This window comes from Nocardia sp. NPDC005825 (assembly GCF_040630175.1).
Lineage (GTDB): Bacteria > Actinomycetota > Actinomycetes > Mycobacteriales > Mycobacteriaceae > Nocardia.
In genome coordinates this window covers 93432-112197 of the sequence record NZ_JBEXXC010000007.1, presented here as the reverse complement: position 1 = coordinate 112197, position 18766 = coordinate 93432, and the positions used below count along the sequence as shown (strand labels likewise).

Below are 18766 nucleotides of genomic sequence, written 5' to 3'. Positions count from 1 at the left end.
TCCGGACGGGTCGTGGGATGAATCACCCCGGCAACCGGGCCGAATGAGAAGACTCAGCCGCGATGCGCTGCCGTCGGCTCCGGCGTCGGCGCGGGCGAGAATCCGTTCAGATGCTCCCGCGCGAAGGACAGCGCCCGATCCAGCATGGCCGCCCGATCCATCGTGGTGCGAGCCATCTGGGTGTTCACCTCGATGACCGCCTGACCGTCGAAACCGTTGCGCATCAACATGTCACAGAGTTCGGCCACCGGCTGGGTGCCCTCCCCCGGGATCAGGTGCTCGTCGGTGGCGGCGCCGCGGCCGTCGGCGAGATGCAGATGGGTCAGGCCCGAGCCCATGCGCTGCGCCAGCATCAGCGGATCCACACCCGCGGTCGCGGTGTGCGAGGTGTCCAGGGTGTAGTGACGGTAGCCGGTCTCGGTCGGGTCGTAGGAGGGGCTGAAGGTGGTGATCGACGGCCCGGGCCCGCCGCGGCGGCGCAGCCGGTCGATCGAGCTGCCGCGCAGCAGGGTGTCGGCGCGCATCGGGAACATGTTCTCCACCGCGACCGCCACCGGCGACGAATTCTCCAGTTCCGCAACCTGTTTCGCGAAGCCCTCGGCGTAGCGGCGCTGCCAGCGGAAGGGCGGGTGCACCACCACGGTGGCCGCGCCCAGCGCCTCGGCGGTGTGCACGCTGCGGGTGAGCTTCGCGATCGGGTCCGACCCCCAGACCCGTTGCGAGATCAGCAGACACGGGGCGTGGACGGCCAGCACCGGCATGTCGTATTTGTGCGCGAAATGCTGCACGGTGGAAATGGACTGGCTGGCCGGTTCCGCCCAGACCATGAGTTCGACACCGTCGTAACCGAGTTCGGCCGCGTACCGGAACGCCGCCTCGGTGTTCTCCGGATACACCGACGCCGTCGACAGCCCGACCCGGACTTCCCCGCGCCCCGCCCGGCCCTCGGTGCTCGCCCCCTGCGCTTGCACGATATTCCCCACTGCCGCTCCCTGCTCAGTTCGTACTGAGTAGAAAGGCTAGCGGTCCGAGCGTCACGAAGACGCCTACGACGACGGCAATCACAGTGCTGAAAATGTCATCGGTGCGGCGCAGCACGCGCACCAATGCGACCAGGCCGAGGATCACGACCATGGCCAGGGCCAGGGCAACCCACGGGAGCACTTCCCACATGCGTTCGAAGCCCTTGAACAGCAACATGCCCGCGACTGCGGCGCCCACGCTCTGGCCGGCGATCATCAGCCACTGCCGGCGGTGCTCGTCCTCGTCGGACCGGCCCGCCGACCGCGCGCCCGCGGCCCGCGACCGCGCGGGCCCGGCGGCCGTGCCGCGACCGGCCTTGCGGGTGAGGGCGCCCGCCTTCCGGGTGAGCGCGGAGAACCGCGCGCCGATCGACGACTCGGGCTCGTCGTCGTAGTCGTCGTAGTCGTCCTCGTCGAGCGGCTCGTAGAAGTCGGTGAGGTGGTCGTCGGGCTCGGGCTCCGGCGCGACCGCCCCCCGGCCCCGGGAACCGAAGCCGCGGCGTTTGCCCGCGTTTCGCGCATTCCGTTCGGCGCGCTCGTCCTCGCGCTGCTGGGCGTCGCGCAGCAGATCCCCGGCGACCGACTGGCCCGACAGCAGCTGCTGATCGTCGTCGGCGAGCGAGGACCACGCGGCGGTCGGCACCGCGGCCTGATCGCCGCGGTCCGGTTCGGCGTCGGGTCCCGGCCGTCTTCGCGCCGACCACTCCGGCAGCCCGGTGGCCGCGCCGTGATCGACACCGCCGCGGCGATCCCCGAACGGCGGTGCGGGCTGCGGTTCGAGGGCCGGCTGCCGCTGCGACTGGGCCTCGGCGTGCCTGCGGGCCGAGCGCGACATCGGCGGGGCGCCGGCGGCCTGCGGCGGTTCGAAGGCGGGACGGTCCTGGTGCGGAGCGTGCGGGAGCGGCTCGGGCCCCGGCGTCGGCGACCATGCGGGAGCGGCCGGGTTGAACTGGGTGTGGTCCTCGAACGGCGGGCGGGCCACCGCCGGGTTGAACTGGGTGCGCGAGTCGCGTCCGGCGCGGGCGGCGATGTCGCGCATGGCGTCCGAGGCGGCGTCGCGGGTCGCGCCGTTGTCGCCCAGGACGCCGCTGTCGGCCCGCGAGCCGGTGTCGCCGCGGAAGGGGCGCACCTCGTCGGTGGTGTCTTCCTCGGGGTCGTAGCGGCGGCGGCGACCGCCCTCGCGGGGTGCGGGCGGGGCGGGCGGTTCGGCGCCCAGGCCGTCGAGTGCGAAGTCGGAGTCCAGCGGATCGGGCTTGCGGCGGCGGCCGGAGCGGGGCTCGACGGGGGCCGGGGCCGGGGTTTCGGTGGGAGGCCAGTCCAGACCGGCGGACCAGCTCTGGCCGGACGGCTCGGGTAGGGACGGCGGCTGCGGGGCGGGGGCCAGCGGGTCGTAGTACGAGATAGGCCCGGAGAGCGGCGAATAGGCGGGTTCGGGCTCGGCTACCGAATAGGACGAATAGTCCGGCGGGGGCGGGGCCGCGGGAGTGGAAAAGTCGGAGTAATTCGAGAAGTTCGAATAGTTGGAATAGTCCGATTCAGTGGCGGCGGGTTCGGGTTCGGCGACGGCTTCCTCGTCCGGCGCGGCATGGGAGGACGATCCGGGCACGATCGGAATGTCACCGGTCAGTTCGGCAACGGAAATGCCCCGACCGCTTCGGCGTCTGCGACCCCCACCGCTCGCGGAGCCGCCACCTTGCTGCCCGTTCCGCGCCAGTAGCTCGGCGACGGACAGCTGACTTGAATCCTCGGTCATCGAGACACCGTTTCGATCGGGCCCGTCAGGCCGCTGTCAGGGCCGCCGGCTATCGGTTCGCTATCAAGGTCGGTATCCAATTTGCGCAAGATCAATCCCTCTCGCAGCGCCCAGGGACAGATTTCGAGCGTGTCCAGGGACAGTGCCCGCATACTCGCCTCCGCGACCAGCGCACCGGCCACGAGTTGTTGTGACCGATCAGAACTTACGCCTTCCAATTCTGCCCGGTCGGCGGCTGTCATTCTCGATATGAACGCAATCAGCTGCCGCAGGCCGGAACTGGTCAGGGTACGCCGCACACGGGGTCCCGCAACAGAGGGGGCGGCGCCGGTCAGCCGGGCCAGCGAGCGGAAGGTCTTGGAGGTGCCGACGGCCAGATCCGGGCGGCCCACCTCGAGCAGTTGCTTGCTGGGCAGCACCAGCTCGGCGTCGAGCCAGTCGCGCAGCACCGCGACCCGGCGCTTGCCCGGCGGGTCGTTGCGCAGCCAGTCCCGGGTGAGGCGGCCGGCGCCCAATTGCAGCGACAGCGCCACGTCCGGCACCTCGTCGGCGCCATTGCTCATCTCGAGCGAGCCGCCGCCGATATCGAGGTTCAGGATCCGCCCGGCACTCCAGCCGTACCAGCGGCGGACCGCGAGAAAAGTGTGGCGGGCCTCGTCGACCCCGGAGAGCACCTGCAGATTGACGCCGGTCTCGGCGCGGACCCGGGCCAGCACCTCATCGGAGTTGGTGGCCTCGCGGACCGCGGAGGTGGCGAAGGCCATCAGCTCCACGCAACCGGAAGTCTTTGCGATACTTGCGAATTCGGCTACCGTGGCGGTCAGCCGACTGGATCCCGTGGGCGTGATCCGGCCCAGGTCGTCCATGTTCTCCGACAGCCGCAGGGCCGACTTCGTCGAACTCATCGGCATCGGGTGTCCACCACGATGCGCGTCCACCACGAGCAGGTGGACGGTATTGCTTCCCACGTCGAGTACACCGAGCCGCACATGAACACGGTACTGGGTGCGTCAGGACTTCTGGCCAGGCGACTGAGCTGTTAGCGTTCCGCATTGTGACGACAGGGGCATCGGCGAGCGGACCGACCGGGCTGCGACCAGCGGCGAAGATCGACCCGACGCCCGAAGTAGAACTCGACTTCCCGCGCGAATGGATCGAATTCGTCGATCCAGCAAATGACGAGCATTTGATCGCGGCGGATCTGACCTGGCTGCTCTCGCGCTGGACCTGCGTGTTCGGCACACCGGCGTGTCAGGGCATCATCGACGGCCGCGAGAACGACGGCTGCTGCTCGCACGGCGCGTTCCTCTCCGACGAGGAGGACGGCAAGAAGCTGCACAAGGCTGTGAAAATGCTCACACCCGAGGACTGGCAGCTCATGGGCGAGGCGACCGACGATCAGGGCCGGGTCCGCAAGAAGCTGTACCTCGAAGAGGACGACCTCGACGACGAACCCGCGCTGCGCACCCGGCGTGTCGACGGCGCATGCATCTTCCTCAACCGGCCCGGTTTCAGCGAGGGCATCGGCTGCGCGCTGCACACCATGGCGCTGCGCAAGGGCCTGGAGCCGCTCACCGTGAAGCCGGAGGTGTGCTGGCAGCTGCCGATTCGCCGGACCCAGGAGTGGGTGGACCGGCCCGACGGCGTGGAGATCCTGCGCACCGCGATCGGCGAGTACGACCGCCGCGGCTGGGGCCCGGGCGGCCTGGACCTGAACTGGTACTGCACCGGCTCCCCGGATGCGCACGTCGGCACCCGGCCGGTATGGGAGGCTTACGCGCCCGAGTTGATCGAGCTGATCGGCAAGCCCGCCTACGACGAGCTGGCCGCGCACTGCCGTCGGCGGCAGGGCCTGGGCATCGTCGCGGTGCACCCGGCGACGGCCATCGCGGAGGAGAAGGCCGCGGCAGCCGCCGCCAAGCCGGTGACCAGCGCGAACGCACCGAAGAAGATCCAGTCCGCGAAGAAGTAGCGGAATACTTGCCAGTAGTTTTCTGAAAACACCTAATTTCACATCACTGCTCGCTTACTGTGCGTCGGACCCCTACCTACCTCGGGGGTCGCAGCACAGGAGTACGCATAGTGAGCACATTCCCCTTGGGCGGCCGCCACCTCGGCGCCGGACTGGCCGCACTGGCCATCGCGACCGGCGCCGTGGCGGTCCTCGCCACGCACGAGGCTCCCGAAGCCCACGCGACCGTCGACTCGATCACCATCTCGGGCTCGAACTGGACCGTCGGCCAGACCTACACCCTCAGCGCCGACCTCTCCGGCGCATCCTTCGGCCTCCTCGTCTACTGGGAAGACAACGGCAACCCCATCACCAGCCCGGCCTCCAAAGTGCCGTGGCCGCCGTACCACTCCAGCACCGACTGGACCCCCACCACCGCCGGTCAGCACAACATCACCCTCAAACAGGGCAGCTCCACCAAATCGCTGATCGTGAACGTCGGCAGCGGAATCACCACCACGACCGCGCCGCCGACCACCACGACCACCGTGCCGCCGACGACCACCACCACGGTCCCGCCGACCACGACCACGGTGCCGCCCACGACGACCACCACGGTCCCCCCGACCACCACCACGGATCCGACCACCACGACCACGGTCCCGCCGACCACCACCACGGTGCCGCCGACGACCACCACGGATCCCACGACCACGGTGCCGCCGACCACGACCACCACGGTCCCCCCGACCACCACCACGGATCCGACCACCACGACCACGGTCCCGCCGACCACGACGACGGATCCGAGTACCACCACGGCCCCGCCGACCACCACCACGGCCCCGCCGACCACGACCACTCCCGCGCCCAGCGGCGGCGGCACCGGTAGCGCCAACGGCCTGCCTTTCGGTCTCTGACCCACTCGGTCCCCGACCTTCTCCGAACCCCTTGTTGCACACAGGAGTACCCATGCGCACCACCACCGTCCGGCGCCTCGGCGCCGGGTTGGCGGGCCTCGCCGTCGTCACCGGCGGCGCCCTGGCCTTGCAGACCCACGAGGCCCCCGCCGCGCACGCGACCGTCGACTCGATCACCATCTCGGGCTCGAACTGGACCGTCGGCCAGACCTACACCCTCAGCGCCGACCTCTCCGGCGCATCCTTCGGCCTCCTCGTCTACTGGGAAGACAACGGCAACCCCATCACCAGCCCGGCCTCCAAAGTGCCGTGGCCGCCGTACCACTCCAGCACCGACTGGACCCCGGCCAGCCCCGGCCAGCACGTCATCACCCTGTCCCAGGGCAGCTCCACCAAGTCCCTGGTGGTGAATGTCGGCAGCGGAACCACCACGACGACCGCGCCGCCGACCACCACGACCACGGTGCCGCCGACCACGACCACCACCGTGCCGCCGACCACCACCACGACGGTCCCGCCGACGACCACCACCACGGTGCCGCCGACCACGACCACCACCGACCCCACCACCACTCCGCCGGCGACGACGACGGCTCCCCCGTCGACGACCACCCCGGCTCCGAGCGGTGGCGGTACGGGCAGCGCCAACGGCCTGCCCTTCGGCCTCTGACCGGAACTCCCCCGGTTTCTCGGGACCGCAGCACCAGAAACAACGCAGGAGAACCCATGCACAGCAACACTTCTCGCCGAGTGATCGGCGCCGGCCTGTCCGGCATCGCGGTGGCCGCCGGCGCCGCGATGGCTCTGACGACGGCGCCGGCGGCGAACGCCACCGTCGACGTGATCACCGTGTCCGACAGCGCGCCGACGGTCGGGGGCACCTACACCCTCAGCGCCGATCTGTCCGGTGCGTCGATCGGGCTGCTGGTGAACTGGAACGACAACGGCGCGAGCCTGACCGACGGCGTCGGCATCATCCCGTGGCCGGTGGGCCACTCGAGCGTCACCTGGAAGCCCACCACGCCGGGCCAGCACATCATCACGGCCTCGCAGGGCAGCAGCACGCAGACCCTGATCGTGAACGTGGCGGGCGGCACCACCACCCCGCCGACCACGACGACCCCGCCGACCACCACCACGGCGCCGACCACGACGGCTCCGACCACCACCAAGCCGTCGACCGGCGGCGGTGGCAGCATCGGCTCCGGCAGCGCGACCGGTAGCGCGGGCAAGCTGGTGGGTGGTCTGCTGAGCGGCCTGTTCGGCAGCAGCTAGCGAATCGCCTTACGCGATCGGGCGTGTCGGGTTCTCCGGAACCCGACGCGCCCGTTCTCGTTTGTGGCGTGGGTCTCGACGCTGCGGCGCGCGTCATAGTGTCCGGAAGGTGAACAAACGGTGCCGGTCGGAGACAATCCAATCAGGCTGCACAGAAGTATATTTCGCATAACCGCCGGTCCGATGACCTCGCGTTGTGAATACCCGGAAGTGCCCACGACATCGATCCGCTATTGCGAATTCACCGGAGCGTGTTAGACATCGTGGCCATGATCAAGAAAATCCTCGCCGTCTCCGCCCTGACCGCCGGTGCGGTTATCTCCATTGCCCCGCAGGCCTTCGCCGATAACACCGATCCGACCGCGTTCTCCGATCGCACCGCCGATTTCGTCGTGTACAACGACCCGGCCGTGCTGGGCGCGAAGGACGCCGGCAAGCAGATCGTGGTGAGCCCCTACGGCACCAGCCACACCATCGCTTGCCGCGGCAATGGCGCGGACGTCGCGTGGTACGACTGCATGCAGCAGGACAACCCCGGCCTGGGCTGGATCATCCTGGAGAAGCAGGAACTGCCCGGCCTCGGCCCGGCGTGGGTCTACACCATGAAGACCGACCCCAACGCGTAATTCGCCGACCGAACGGGGAAGCCCGGAAACTGGTCGGGGAGAAAGACGGAACCCGCCCGCTTCGTGAATTCGAAGCGGGCGGGTTCTGCGTTCGGGATGTTTCTAGGCTTCCAGCTTGTAGCCCAGGCCGCGCACGGTGACCAGGTGCTCGGGCTTGGCCGGATCGGCTTCGATCTTCGAGCGCAGGCGCTTCACGTGCACGTCGAGGGTCTTGGTGTCGCCGACGTAATCGGCGCCCCAGACGCGGTCGATGAGCTGTCCGCGGGTGAGCACGCGCCCGGAATTGCGCAGCAGGTATTCGAGCAGGTCGAATTCCTTGAGCGGCAGCGTCACCGCCTTGCCGTTCACCTGCACGGTGTGGCGGTCCACGTCCATGCGCACCGGGCCGGCCTCGAGCACCGCGGTCTCGCTGCCGTTGTCGGGCTCCTCACCGGCGCCGCGGCGCAGCACGGCCCGGATGCGCGCGATCAGCTCGCGCGAGGAGTAGGGCTTGGTGACGTAGTCGTCGGCGCCCAGTTCCAGGCCGACCACCTTGTCGATCTCGCTGTCGCGCGCGGTCACCATGATGACCGGGACGCTGCCGCGCACCCGCAGCTGCTTGCACACGTCGGTGCCGCTCATACCGGGGAGCATGAGGTCGAGCAAGACGATGTCCGCGCCCGAGCGGTCGAACTCGGCCAGCGCGGACGGGCCGTCGCCCACCACGGTGACCTCGAACCCCTCCTTGCGCAGCAGGAACGCGAGCGGATCGGCCAGCGACTCCTCGTCCTCGACGATCAGCACACTCGTCATCGGGTTGCCTCCACACCGTTGGTTCTGGCCCGCCCGAGGGGGCGCGTGCCGTTTTCCTTCTTGGCCACCGGAACACCGGTGGCAAGTCTCTTGTCGACCTGCCCGTTGGAATCGGCAGGGTGGGCCGGGATGCGCAGGGTGAACGTCGATCCGGTGCCCAGTTTGCTCCACAGGGTGATCTCACCGTTGTGGTTGGCGGCCACGTGCTTGACGATAGCCAGCCCGAGGCCGGTACCGCCGGTGGCACGCGAGCGCGCCTTGTCAGCCCGGAAGAAGCGTTCGAAGACGCGCTCCTGGTCTTCCTTGGAGATGCCGATGCCGCGGTCGGTGACGGCGATATTGATGTAGCCGCCACGCAGCGCCCGGCTCACCGATACGTGGGAGCCGCGCGGGGAGTACGCGATGGCGTTCTCGACCAGGTTGGACAGCGCGGTCACCAGCAGGGTCTGGTCGCCGAGCACCTCGAGGCCGCTGCCCGCGTCGGTGGACACGGTGATACCCGCGGCCTCGGCGGTGGTGCGGGAGCGTTCGATGGCCTGGGTGACCACGGAGTCGACGTCGACGGCCTCGAGGTCGGGCAGCCGTTCGGCGCCCTGCAGGCGCGACAGCGCGATCAGCTCGGTGACCATCTTGCCCATGCGGCGGGCCTCGCCGTGCAGGCGTTCACCGAAGTGCCGGACCGAGTCGGGATCGTCGGCGGATTCCAGCAACGCCTCGGCCAACAAGCTCATGGCCCCGACGGGGGTCTTGAGTTCGTGGCTCACATTGGCGACGAAGTCGCGGCGGGTGTTCTCCATGCGGGCCTGTTCGGAGTCGTCGTCCGCGAACAGCACCACGAAGTTCGGATTCTCCTGGGAGAGCGGCCGGGCAACTCCTCGGACAGCGAGGCGGGCGCGGCCGGGCATGGGAATCTTGGCGGTCAGCTCGAACTCGACGTCCTGGCCCCCGGCCAGCACCTGTTCGACCGCGGCCCAGGCGCGCTCGTCGAGCAGGCGGTCGTGGACCACGCCCAGCTCCTCGGCCCGCGGGTTGACCAGGACCACGTCCCGGTACTGGTCGACGACGGCGATGCCGGATTCGGAGGCGAGCACGATCAGGTCCAGCACCTGGGACATGGTCAGCCCGGTGTCGGTGGCGGCACGCATCCGCTCCTGGCGAGCGTTCACATACGGAATGAGCAGTCCGCCGACGGCCAGTCCTACTACGGCCGCCAGGACTGCCAAAAGCACGGCCTGTGGAACGCTCACACTTTGAATCGTACGGTCGCCGACGCGCGGTCAAACCCCGGGTGCAGGAAGTTTCACGCAGGTCATAGGTCCTTCCACCCGTGTTAGCCCCGTGTTCACGCGATGTTCGGTCAGCGTGTCGCGGCCGGTGAGCGCCTTTGTGGCAACCGCTTTCGCGGCGGCGGTTCAGTCCTCGGGATCGCCGTAGAGGGCGGTGCGCACGGTGTCGCCGTGACGGTCGGCCCACTCCCCCAGCGCGAAGATCGGAATCAGCAGATCACGGCCCGCGGGGGTCAGCGAATACTCAACGCGCGGTGGCGCTTCCGCGTATCGGCGATGTTCCAGCAATCCCATCGCCTGCATGCGCCGCAGGGTCTGGGTGAGCATCTTCTGACTGATGCCGCCGATGGCGCGGCGCAATTCCACCGGGCGCATCGGACCCTCCCGAAGTGTGTAAACGATCACTGTCAGCCATGAATTGCCGAATACGTCTACCGCCAGCCGCGCGGGGCAGTCCGATTCGCGGCCGCCGTATTCGGCGAACCGCACCGGTTCGATGCTCTCGACCGTCATGACTCCACCCTGCCACCGCCGTTGGGCACCCGGGAGTGCGCTTCGGAATTCCTAGCGTCGTCATCACACGCCACACCAAGGAGATGACATGCGAATCGGAATCATCGGGGCCGGGCAGCTGGCCCGCGCTCTCGGCGGCGGCTGGGCCGCGGCCGGGCACGAGATCGTGGTCGGCGCACGGACTTCCACGCGGGCGATGGAGGCCGCGGCCGCGATCGGGTCCGCCGCCCGGCCCGCCACCGTGGCAGAGGCGGCGAATTTCGGCGACGCCACGCTGCTGGCCGTGCCGGTGGCCGCGTTGACGGACATCCTCACCGACCAGCGCGCGGCCCTCACCGGGCGCACTCTGATCGACTGCACGAATGCCTTCGCCCCGGACACCGGCGGCTTCGGTCTCTCCGAACCCGCGGTGGCCGAACGTATCTCGGCCGCGGTGCCCGGCGCCCAGGTCGTGAAGGCGTTCAATCTGCTGGCCGCCGAGGTGTGGGCGGGCCCGGATCGCGAATTCGACGGCCGACCCCTGACGGTGCCGCTCTGCGGCGATGACGAGGCGGCGATGGCGCTCGTGTCCGGTCTCGCCGAAGACCTGAAGCTGCGCCCGATCCGCGCGGGCGGCCTGTCCCGGTCCCGATATCTGGAGGCCACCGCGGCTTTCGTGGTGGGCCTCTGGTTCGCCGGTCACGATGCCCGTGCCCTGTTCCCGCCGCTGGAAGCGGCCTTCGCCGTTCCCGACGAGCCGGAGGGCTGGCGGAATTCCGGAGAGTGAGTGTACAGTCACTCACATGAGCAGACGCGGGATCGCACTCTCCACTTCGGACGTTCGACGGGATGCCGTGCTGGACGCGGCGATCACCGAGTTCGCCAAGACGGGATTCCACGGGACGCCGATCAATACGGTCGCCGCCGCGGCGGGAATCTCGCCCGCGTACGTGTTCAAGCTCTTCCCCAGCAAGGTGGAGTTGTTCGTCGCCGCCCTGGACCGCTGTTTCGAACGGGTCGAGGGCGCCCTGGCGACCGGCGCCGCCCGGACCCCGGGCGGCGATCCGGAGCAGGCGCTGTACGAGATGGGCGGGGCCTACGCCGAATTGATCGCGGACAAGAGCCTGCTCATGCTGCAGGTGCACGCCCTGTCGGCGGCCGATGTGCCCGAGATCGCCGAGGCCGTGCGCCGCGGCCTGCGGCGGGTCACCGAGTTCGCCGAAACCCGTTCCGGCGCGACCGGCGAACAGGTCCAGCGGTTCATGGCCTACGGGCAGTTGTGCCACCTGATCACGACCCTCGGCCTGGATGCCGGCGACGGCGCCTGGGCCGCCACCCTGACCGCCGGCATCCGCCACTTCGACTGACTACTCACGCCCTCTCACGAGGGCGTTTTCTTCAACCCAAGAGTGATTGACCAATCACACACCCGGAAGGGATCGACCCATGTCGAACATCATCGCCACCGAAGTAGTGCTGCCCGGATGCGTCGAGCCGGAGGGCCTGACCATCACCACACGCGAATTGCCGCAACCCGGCCCCGGCGAGGCGCTGGTCCGCATGGAGGCGACCGGGGTGTCCTTCGCCGAGCAGCAGATGCGGCGCGGCAAATACTATGACCAGCCCGCGTTTCCGTTCGTGCCCGGCTACGACGTCGTCGGTGTGGTCGCGGCCGTGGGGGCCGGGGTCGATCCGGCGCTGGTCGGCGGCCGGGTCGCGGCGCTGACCAAGATCGGCGGCTGGAGCAGCCATCTCGCGGTGCCCGCGGACGATCTGGTGCCGGTGCCCGAGGGTCTGGCCGCGGACGCCGCGGAGACCTTCGTCGTGAACGGCATCACCGCCTGGCAGATGCTGTACGGGAAGGCGAAAGCCCGTACGGGGCAGACCATCCTGGTGCACGGCGCGAACGGCGGCGTCGGGTCGACGCTGGTACAGCTGGCGCGCGCGGCGGGAATCCGGGTGATCGGAACCGCGTCGGCGCGCAACGCCGACGCGGTGGCCGAGCTCGGCGCCCTGCCGGTCGACTATCGCGGGGATGTGGCCGCCCAGGTGCGCGCGCTCGCGCCGGGCGGGGTGGACGCGGTCTTCGATCATGTCGGCGGTCCCGGCATCGTGGACTCGTTCGCGCTGCTCGCGCCCGGCGGCACCCTCGTCTCCTACGGCAGCGCCGCCACCAAGGACGAGGAGGGCAGTTCCCGGCTGCCGGTGCTGAAGCTGTTCGCCCGCCTGCTGTGGTGGAATGCGCTGCCCAACAAGCGGAGTGCGTCCTTCTACAACATCTGGGCGGGCCGCCGCCGGCGTTCCCGGTTCCAGGCGCGCCTCGCGACGGATCTGGGCGCGGTCCTCGACCTGGCCGAGCGCGGCGCGCTGCGCCCGCAGATCGCGGCCCGAATCCCGTTGCGGGAGGCCCCCCGGGCGCTCACCCTCGCCGAATCCGGCACCGTCACCGGCAAAGTCGTGATCGTCGCCGACCCCGAGTCCTGAGACGTCCGGCCGCCCACGGCCGGAAAGAAAAAACCCCGGGCGTGCACGCCGTTGTGCACGCTCGGGGATTCAATCCCGGTAGGGCGGTGTCACCAGCCGGTGTTGCCGCGGACCGGGATGTTCACGAAGCTCGGACGCTCCGGGTCGAGCTGCAGGTGCTGCGGCTTCAGACCGGTGTCGATGAGCATCGGGAGGATGGGCAGGCCCTTGGGGAAGTTGCCCGCGAACACGTCCACGCGCAGGCGGTGGCCGGGCTGCAGGACGGCCTGGGTGCCGCCGAGGGCGATGTCGAGGGTGGTGGCCTCGCCGGGCACGGTCTCCTGGCGCTTGTCCAGGGAGGTGAAGGCGCGCGGGTCGGTGTAGTCGCCGTTCGGGGAGCGGCTGCTGCGGTCCTCGTCGACCTGGCGCAGCGAGGCCATGAGCTCGCCGGAGGTCAGCACGGTGGACTGGCCGTCGGGGGCGACGTCGTTGACGGTGACGGTCCAGTAGCCGTCGGCGGCGTCCTGAACGGTGTTGAGGTGCACCGCGATCGGGCCCGAGATGGTGGTGGCCTCGGCGACCGGCGCGCTGGTGAAGGTGAGCGCGTTGGTCTCGGCGACGCGGGAGTCCTTGGAGCAGCCGTCGATCAGGTTGAGGATGCCCGCGGTGGCCTGGGCGGCGTCGTTGGAGCAGACGGTGGACAGGCCGGGCGCGACGGTGAGCCGGTCGCCGTCACCGTTGGCGGCCGCGGTGAGCGAGCCGTCGTGCAGGCTGTTCGCGGTGCCGGAGGGCTGCGCGGAGAGGTACATGCGCCGGTAGTCGGCGGCCTCGGAAGCCGGTGCGGTGGGCCCGAATCCGCCCTGGGTGTCCCAGCCGCCGCCCTGGGTCTTGAGGGTCACCGGACCGTAGCCGTCGATGCCGTTGTCGATGCCCTTGAGCCACTTGTCGAACCAGGCGCGCTGCAGCACGTCCAGGCGCGGCGGGGCGCCGACGCGGTTGACGTCCGCACCGGAGGTGACGTGGTAGGTGTTGCCCATGAGCAGCTGCTTCTGGCCGGGCGGCAGCGGAATCTGGTTGTAGATCTTGGATTCCGAGTAGGTGAACAGGTCGTGCCAGCCGCCGGTCACGAAGGTCGGGATCTGGATGCGGCTGGGGTCGCCGAGCCAGGCCTGGCGGTCCTGGGTGAACCCGTTGAGCATGTCCTTCACGCGCGGGTCGAGGCTGTCCATGGTGGTGGAGGTGTAGGCCGACATCAGCACGTCGAGGTAGCCGAAGGGATCGTTGACGCGATCCTGCAGCCACTTGAAGTCGAAGGTGCCCGCGGCGACGGAGGCCAGGTCCGGCACCCACTTGAGGCCGTTGATGGCGCTCAGCCACAGCGGGATGAAGTTGAAGCCGAAGCCGCCGCCGGGCGCGAGCACGTCGTCGATGAGGTCGCTGCCGGGCACGATCGGGAAGATGGCCTTCAGCGCGGGCGGCTGCTTCTCGGCCGCCTGCACCTGGTTGATGGCGCTGTAGGACAGCCCGCTCATGCCGATGCGGCCATTGGACCAGCTCTGCTTGGAGGCCCAGTCGATGGTCTCGACGGTGTCCTGCTGCTCGCGGCCGCGCAGCATGTCCCACTCGCCCTGCGAGAATCCGGTGCCGCGCACGTCCACGACGACCTGCGTGTACCCGGACTTGATGAGCTGGCGGTCGACGGAGAAGTTGCGGAGTTCGCCGTTGCCCGCCGCGTTCAGCAGTTCACCGAAACCGGTGAGCGGAGTGCCGTCGAGGTGGATGTTGCGGAAGACGTTCAGGAGCGCGTCGGACAGACCCGGAATGGAGAAGGCGCTGTCGGCGACGTTGGACACCAGCTTGGTGTAGGGCGTCATGTTCAGCACGGTCGGCGTCGGGGTGTCGATGGGACGGCCCGCGGCGTCGGCCGGGTGGTAGACGTTGCCCTTGAGGACGGTGCCGTCACTCATGGTGATCGGGACGTCCCATTCGATGAAGACGTTGGGGTACTGCTGCGGCCCGTCCTCGGTGGCGGTCCAGGCCGCGCCGGCGGCGCCGCCATCGGGTCCGGTCGGGACGATGGCATCGGCGGTGATGCCGGTCAAAGGCAGGAGCAGAGCGGCCGTGGCGGCTAACACCGTGGCCTGTAGCGCGTGCTTCATCGAACGTGATCTACCTCTCGCGGATGTCGAACGACCAGCAGCATATCTACTGGGAAGTAAGTTGCAAACCCCGGTTACAGGTACTGATTTGAATGCACGGACCCCCGGCAAATTCTTTTGCGCGACACCGAAATACCCTACGGTTACGTAGCGTGATGGGTATCACAGTCGAATCCTGAGACAATAATGCCCCGGCCAATCGGATTGGCCGGGGCATTATTTCGAGTGTTTCAGGGCGAAACTATTTCCCGCCCTGACTCGCGACGGCGGCAGCGCCGGCCGCGGCGGCCTCCGGGTCGAGGTAGACGCCGGCGCCGAGCGGGCGCAGGTTCTCGTCGAGTTCGTACTTCAGCGGAATACCGGTCGGGATGTTCAGCCCGGCGATGTCCTCGTCGGAGATGTTCTCCAGGTGCTTCACCAGCGCGCGCAGCGAATTACCGTGCGCGGCAACCAGAACGGTCTTGCCGGCGCGTACATCGGTCGCGATGGTGTCCTCCCAGTACGGGACCATGCGGGCGACGACGTCCTTGAGGCACTCGGTCGCGGGGACCTCGATGCCCGCGTAGCGCGGGTCGCCGTCCTGGCTGTACTCGCTGTCGACCTCGATCGGCGGCGGCGGGGTGTCGTAGCTGCGGCGCCACAGCATGAACTGGTCCTCGCCGTACTGCTCCTTGATCTCCGCCTTGTTCTTGCCCTGCAGGGCGCCGTAGTGGCGCTCGTTCAGACGCCAGTCGCGGACCACCGGAATCCAGTGGCGATCGCAGGCGTCGAGGGCGTTGTTGGCGGTGCTGATCGCGCGGCGCAACAGCGAGGTGTAGACGATGTCCGGCAGAATCCCGTGCTCGGCGAGCAGTTCGCCGGCACGCTTGCCTTCCGCGACACCCTTGTCGGTGAGGCGAACATCCACCCAGCCGGTGAACAGGTTGAGGGCATTCCATTCGCTCTCGCCGTGGCGCAGCAAAACGAGGGTGTACGTCATGGGGTCATCCTCCCACGAGCAGCGCCGCGCCCCGCAGGGTGGCCTGATCAGTGAGTTCGGAGGGAACGACCCGCAGATCCCGCAGGAAACGCAGGCGGGCGTGGCCGAGCGCGGCCGCGCGCAGCGGCTGCCACAGCGGCTCCCCGGACTGCGCGAAGCCGCCGCCGATGACGACCAGATCGGTGTCGAGCACCGCGGCCGCGGAGGCGACGGCGGTCCCGATGGCGGTGCCGGCCCGGGCGAGCGCCTCCAGGGCGAGCGGCTCCCCGTCACGCGCGGCCTGCGCCAGTTCCACCCCGGTCGCGCCCTCCCACCCCTGCCGCCGGGCCCACCGCACCGCGGACTTGCCGCTGCCGACGGCCTCCACACAACCGAATCCGCCGCAGGCGCAGGGCTCTTCGTTGCCGGGCACCACGATGTGGCCGACGTGCCCGGCATTGCCGGTGCGGCCCATGACGACCCGGCCGTCGCTGATGATCCCGCCGCCGATGCCCGAGGACACGGTCAGGCAGAGCGCGTTGTTCGCGCCGCGCGCCGCGCCGAGCCGGTGTTCGGCCAGCGCCAGGCAGGCCCCGTCGAGGGCGAAGCGAATCTCGGCCGTGGGGAACACTTTCCGCACCGCGTCCACGATGGGGAAGCCGTCGGCCCATTCCGGGATATTGAGCGGGCCGCACACCCCGGCGGGGACGTCCACCGGCCCCGCGGAACCGATGCCGACCGCGGTCACCGTCTCCCCGGCGGCCACGGCGCCGAGTAATTCACGGCAGGCCGCCCACACCCCGGATTCGGGTACGTCGACGCGCTGGGGTTTCTCGGGCACACCCGTCGAATCGACCAGGGCGGCCGCGAATTTGGTCGCTCCGATATCCAGCGCAAGCGAAACCATGGCTCCCCCGCCTCTCCGAGACTTCAGCGCACGGCTCAGGTTCGTCCGAGTTGGCATGGCGTGCCCGCGGTGGTGAGCCGAACCTCTTGTGAATGTCCCCGACAAGGTACCCCTACGGGCACGAAATCGGTTCTCACCCCGGCATACGGGGCAGCGTGTCGGCATCCTCGATGAGGTGTTCGAAGGCGCGCAGATTCTTCAGCGATTCGCCGCGCGACACCCGCCATTTCCATTCCTTGCGAATGGATTCGGCGAAGCCGAGTTCGAGCAGGGTGTTGAAGTCCGCGTCGACGGCCTCGAGGATCTGGCCGAACCAACGGTCCAGTTCCTCGGAGGTGACGCGGTCGTTGGCCATGCGCCCGACGAGGTAGATGTCGCCGACCCGGTCGATGGTGTACGCCACGCCGTACAGGCGGCGATTGCGGCGCAGCAGGAATTTGTAGACGCCCTCGAAGTTCTCGTCGGGCTTGCGGCAGACGAAGGATTCCATCCGCACGCCGTGCTTGCCGACGCCGACGCCGATGACGGTCTTCAGCTTGCGCTCGCCGGGCAGCACCACCGCGAACAGGTCGGGCGCCTCGCGCGAGTACTCGATCTCGCGGTCGCGGAGCGTGTCGTCGATGAGTTGTGCCGTGGCCCGGGCGGTTTCGTCGTTCAAACCACCGCTGCTGGCATGCGGGCGCGGCGTCCAGTCGCGCTCGACCTCACTCATCTGCGTACCGCTCCCGTCCGCCGCCGCCACAACGACTGCGATCTGGCCTGATTGCTGTCGGTATGCAGGCTACCGCGCGCCCTGGTGCCCCGAGCCTGCGACAACGCGGCCGAGTAGCTGTCCAGCAGCCCGTCGGCGGTGTGCGCCCAGGAGAAGTTGGCCGCGTGCTCGACCGCCGCCGCGCCCATGAGCTCGAGCCGGACCGGGTCCTCGAGCATGCCGCGCAGCGCGTCCGCCCAGTCCGGGGTGCGGTGGCCGGGAACCAGCAGACCGGAGACCCCGTCGCGGACGGCGGTGCCGAGCCCGCCCACGTCGGCGGCCAGCACCGGGGTGCCGCTGGCCTGCGCCTCGATGGCGACCAGGCCGAAAGACTCGTTGTAGCTGGGCACCGCGACCAGGTCGGCGGCGCGGTACACCTGCACCAGCCGGTGTGCGGGCTGCGGCGGCAGGAAGGTGACGCGATCCGAGATACCCAGGGCCGCAGCGAGTTCGATGAGCGCGTTGGGCCGTTCCAGCCCGCTGCCGGAGGGTCCGCCCACGATCACCACGCGCAGCGGCCGGGCGGGCGGCACCGGCTGCGCGGCCTCCTCGGCGAGCAGGTGCGCGGCGGCGCGGACCAGCACGTCGGGGGCCTTGAGCGGCTGGATGCGGCCGATGAAGGCGACGATCCGCTCGTCGGCGCGCAGGCCGAGCTCGGCGCGGGCGGCGAGCTTGTCGCCGGGGAAGTAGCGGCTCAGGTCGGCGCCGGGCAACACCACGTCGATGTGCTCGGGGTCGGCGCCGTACAGCTCCACGAGCTGGCGGGCCTCCTCGCCGGTATTGGCGACCAGCCGGTCGGCCTCGGCGACGATCTGCTTCTCGCCGATCTCGCGGACCGCGGGCTCGGGGCAGTCGCCCTCGGCCAGGAAGGCGTTCTTGACCGCGGCCAGCGTGTGCGCGGTGTGCACCATCGGCACCCGCCAGCGGTCCCGCGCGAGCCATCCGACCTGGCCGGACAGCCAGTAGTGCGAGTGGATCAGGTCGTAGTGGCCGGGCAGGTTGCGCGCCTCGCTGCGCAGCACCTCCGCGGCGAAGGGGCACAGCTGGGTGGGCAGGTCGAACTTGTCGAGCCCCTCGAAGGGCCCGGCGACCACATTGCGGACCAGCACGCCGGGCGCGGCCTCGACGACGGGTTCGTCATTGGAGGAGGTGGCACGGGTGAAGATCTCCACCTCGGTGCCGCGGCGGGCCAGTTCGAGAGCGGTCTGCAGGACGTAGACGTTCATGCCGCCCGCGTCGCCCGTTCCGGGCTGCGCCAAGGGTGACGTATGCACCGATAGCACGGCAATCCGATTGGGCCGTAGCTCCGGGCGTTGACTCACCACTCCAGTGTGCACGGGGGTTACAACGCCCCATGCACGGGTTACCTTCCCAAGTGACCTGACTCACAAGGATATTCGTCAGCGTGAAT

At 69.3% G+C, this 18766-nt stretch carries 19 protein-coding genes; 8 read left to right on the top strand and 11 right to left on the bottom strand.

Features of this window, described 5'->3' with window-relative positions:
• Positions 1-53: 53 nt before the first annotated feature.
• From ABZ382_RS20375 to ABZ382_RS20365, 3 genes are read right to left on the bottom strand one after another with little or no spacing between them, the layout of a single operon-like run.
• Positions 54-974 (bottom strand): sugar phosphate isomerase/epimerase, encoded by a 921-nt coding sequence (locus tag ABZ382_RS20375; protein ID WP_357091346.1) that lies wholly within the window; start codon positions 972-974, stop codon positions 54-56.
• A 22-nt stretch (positions 975-996) separates the two neighbouring features.
• A complete protein-coding gene (locus ABZ382_RS20370) occupies positions 997-2775 on the bottom strand; it encodes a hypothetical protein (RefSeq protein WP_357090957.1) in 1779 nt (592 codons plus the stop codon).
• Positions 2772-3764, bottom strand: coding sequence for a Ppx/GppA phosphatase family protein (locus tag ABZ382_RS20365; RefSeq protein ID WP_357090955.1), 993 nt, complete (start codon positions 3762-3764; stop codon positions 2772-2774). The genes ABZ382_RS20370 and ABZ382_RS20365 overlap by 4 nt, the downstream gene beginning before the upstream one ends.
• Before the next feature lie 119 nt (positions 3765-3883).
• On the opposite strand from ABZ382_RS20365, the gene ABZ382_RS20360 reads away from it, so the two are divergent.
• The 5 genes from ABZ382_RS20360 (at position 3884) to ABZ382_RS20340 (ending at position 7547) form a co-directional block, all read left to right on the top strand.
• Positions 3884-4747 carry a hypothetical protein gene (locus ABZ382_RS20360; protein WP_357091344.1) on the top strand — a complete coding sequence of 288 codons (864 nt, stop codon included), beginning with the start codon at positions 3884-3886 and terminating at the stop codon, positions 4745-4747.
• Positions 4748-4857: 110 nt separating this feature from the next.
• Positions 4858-5646, top strand: coding sequence for a hypothetical protein (locus ABZ382_RS20355; RefSeq protein ID WP_357090953.1), 789 nt, complete (start codon positions 4858-4860; stop codon positions 5644-5646).
• 52 nt (positions 5647-5698) lie between these two features.
• A complete protein-coding gene (locus tag ABZ382_RS20350) occupies positions 5699-6316 on the top strand; it encodes a hypothetical protein (protein ID WP_357090951.1) in 618 nt (205 codons plus the stop codon).
• A 56-nt stretch (positions 6317-6372) separates the two neighbouring features.
• Positions 6373-6921, top strand: a complete 549-nt coding sequence (locus ABZ382_RS20345; RefSeq protein ID WP_357090949.1) for a hypothetical protein — start codon at positions 6373-6375, stop codon at positions 6919-6921.
• Between the two features lie 269 nt (positions 6922-7190).
• Complete coding sequence (locus tag ABZ382_RS20340; protein ID WP_357090947.1) at positions 7191-7547, top strand: hypothetical protein; 357 nt, start codon at positions 7191-7193, stop codon at positions 7545-7547.
• Positions 7548-7649: 102 nt separating this feature from the next.
• Here ABZ382_RS20340 and ABZ382_RS20335 read toward each other — a convergent pair whose 3' ends face one another.
• The 3 genes from ABZ382_RS20335 to ABZ382_RS20325 all read right to left on the bottom strand — a co-directional run bounded on the left by ABZ382_RS20335 (position 7650) and on the right by ABZ382_RS20325 (position 10138).
• Positions 7650-8339 (bottom strand): response regulator transcription factor, encoded by a 690-nt coding sequence (locus ABZ382_RS20335; protein WP_357090946.1) that lies wholly within the window; start codon positions 8337-8339, stop codon positions 7650-7652.
• On the bottom strand, positions 8336-9586 hold the full coding sequence (locus tag ABZ382_RS20330; RefSeq protein ID WP_357090944.1) for an ATP-binding protein: 1251 nt from the start codon (positions 9584-9586) through the stop codon (positions 8336-8338). The genes ABZ382_RS20335 and ABZ382_RS20330 overlap by 4 nt, the downstream gene beginning before the upstream one ends.
• A 165-nt stretch (positions 9587-9751) precedes the next feature.
• Entirely contained in the window at positions 9752-10138 is a 387-nt protein-coding gene (locus tag ABZ382_RS20325) for a helix-turn-helix domain-containing protein (RefSeq protein WP_357090942.1), read from the bottom strand.
• Positions 10139-10226: 88 nt separating this feature from the next.
• On the opposite strand from ABZ382_RS20325, the gene ABZ382_RS20320 reads away from it, so the two are divergent.
• The 3 genes from ABZ382_RS20320 to ABZ382_RS20310 all read left to right on the top strand — a co-directional run bounded on the left by ABZ382_RS20320 (position 10227) and on the right by ABZ382_RS20310 (position 12601).
• Complete coding sequence (locus ABZ382_RS20320) at positions 10227-10904, top strand: NAD(P)-binding domain-containing protein (RefSeq protein WP_357090940.1); 678 nt, start codon at positions 10227-10229, stop codon at positions 10902-10904.
• A 16-nt stretch (positions 10905-10920) separates the two neighbouring features.
• Positions 10921-11484 (top strand): TetR/AcrR family transcriptional regulator, encoded by a 564-nt coding sequence (locus ABZ382_RS20315; protein WP_357090938.1) that lies wholly within the window; start codon positions 10921-10923, stop codon positions 11482-11484.
• Positions 11485-11563: 79 nt separating this feature from the next.
• Positions 11564-12601, top strand: a complete 1038-nt coding sequence (locus ABZ382_RS20310; RefSeq protein WP_357090936.1) for a medium chain dehydrogenase/reductase family protein — start codon at positions 11564-11566, stop codon at positions 12599-12601.
• A gap of 89 nt (positions 12602-12690) precedes the next feature.
• Here the strand turns inward: ABZ382_RS20310 and ABZ382_RS20305 are convergent, their stop codons facing one another.
• From ABZ382_RS20305 to mshA, 5 genes are all read right to left on the bottom strand, one after another.
• Positions 12691-14739, bottom strand: a complete 2049-nt coding sequence (locus tag ABZ382_RS20305; RefSeq protein WP_357090934.1) for a CocE/NonD family hydrolase — start codon at positions 14737-14739, stop codon at positions 12691-12693.
• Positions 14740-14980: 241 nt separating this feature from the next.
• Positions 14981-15718 (bottom strand): phosphoglyceromutase, encoded by a 738-nt coding sequence (locus tag ABZ382_RS20300; RefSeq protein WP_357090932.1) that lies wholly within the window; start codon positions 15716-15718, stop codon positions 14981-14983.
• Between the two features lie 4 nt (positions 15719-15722).
• On the bottom strand, positions 15723-16604 hold the full coding sequence (locus ABZ382_RS20295; protein WP_357090931.1) for an ROK family protein: 882 nt from the start codon (positions 16602-16604) through the stop codon (positions 15723-15725).
• Positions 16605-16737: 133 nt separating this feature from the next.
• On the bottom strand, positions 16738-17316 hold the full coding sequence (locus tag ABZ382_RS20290) for a YbjN domain-containing protein (protein WP_357090929.1): 579 nt from the start codon (positions 17314-17316) through the stop codon (positions 16738-16740).
• Entirely contained in the window at positions 17313-18677 is a 1365-nt protein-coding gene (mshA, locus tag ABZ382_RS20285) for a D-inositol-3-phosphate glycosyltransferase (protein WP_357090927.1), read from the bottom strand. Before mshA ends, ABZ382_RS20290 begins: the two co-directional genes overlap by 4 nt.
• Positions 18678-18766: the final 89 nt, after the last annotated feature.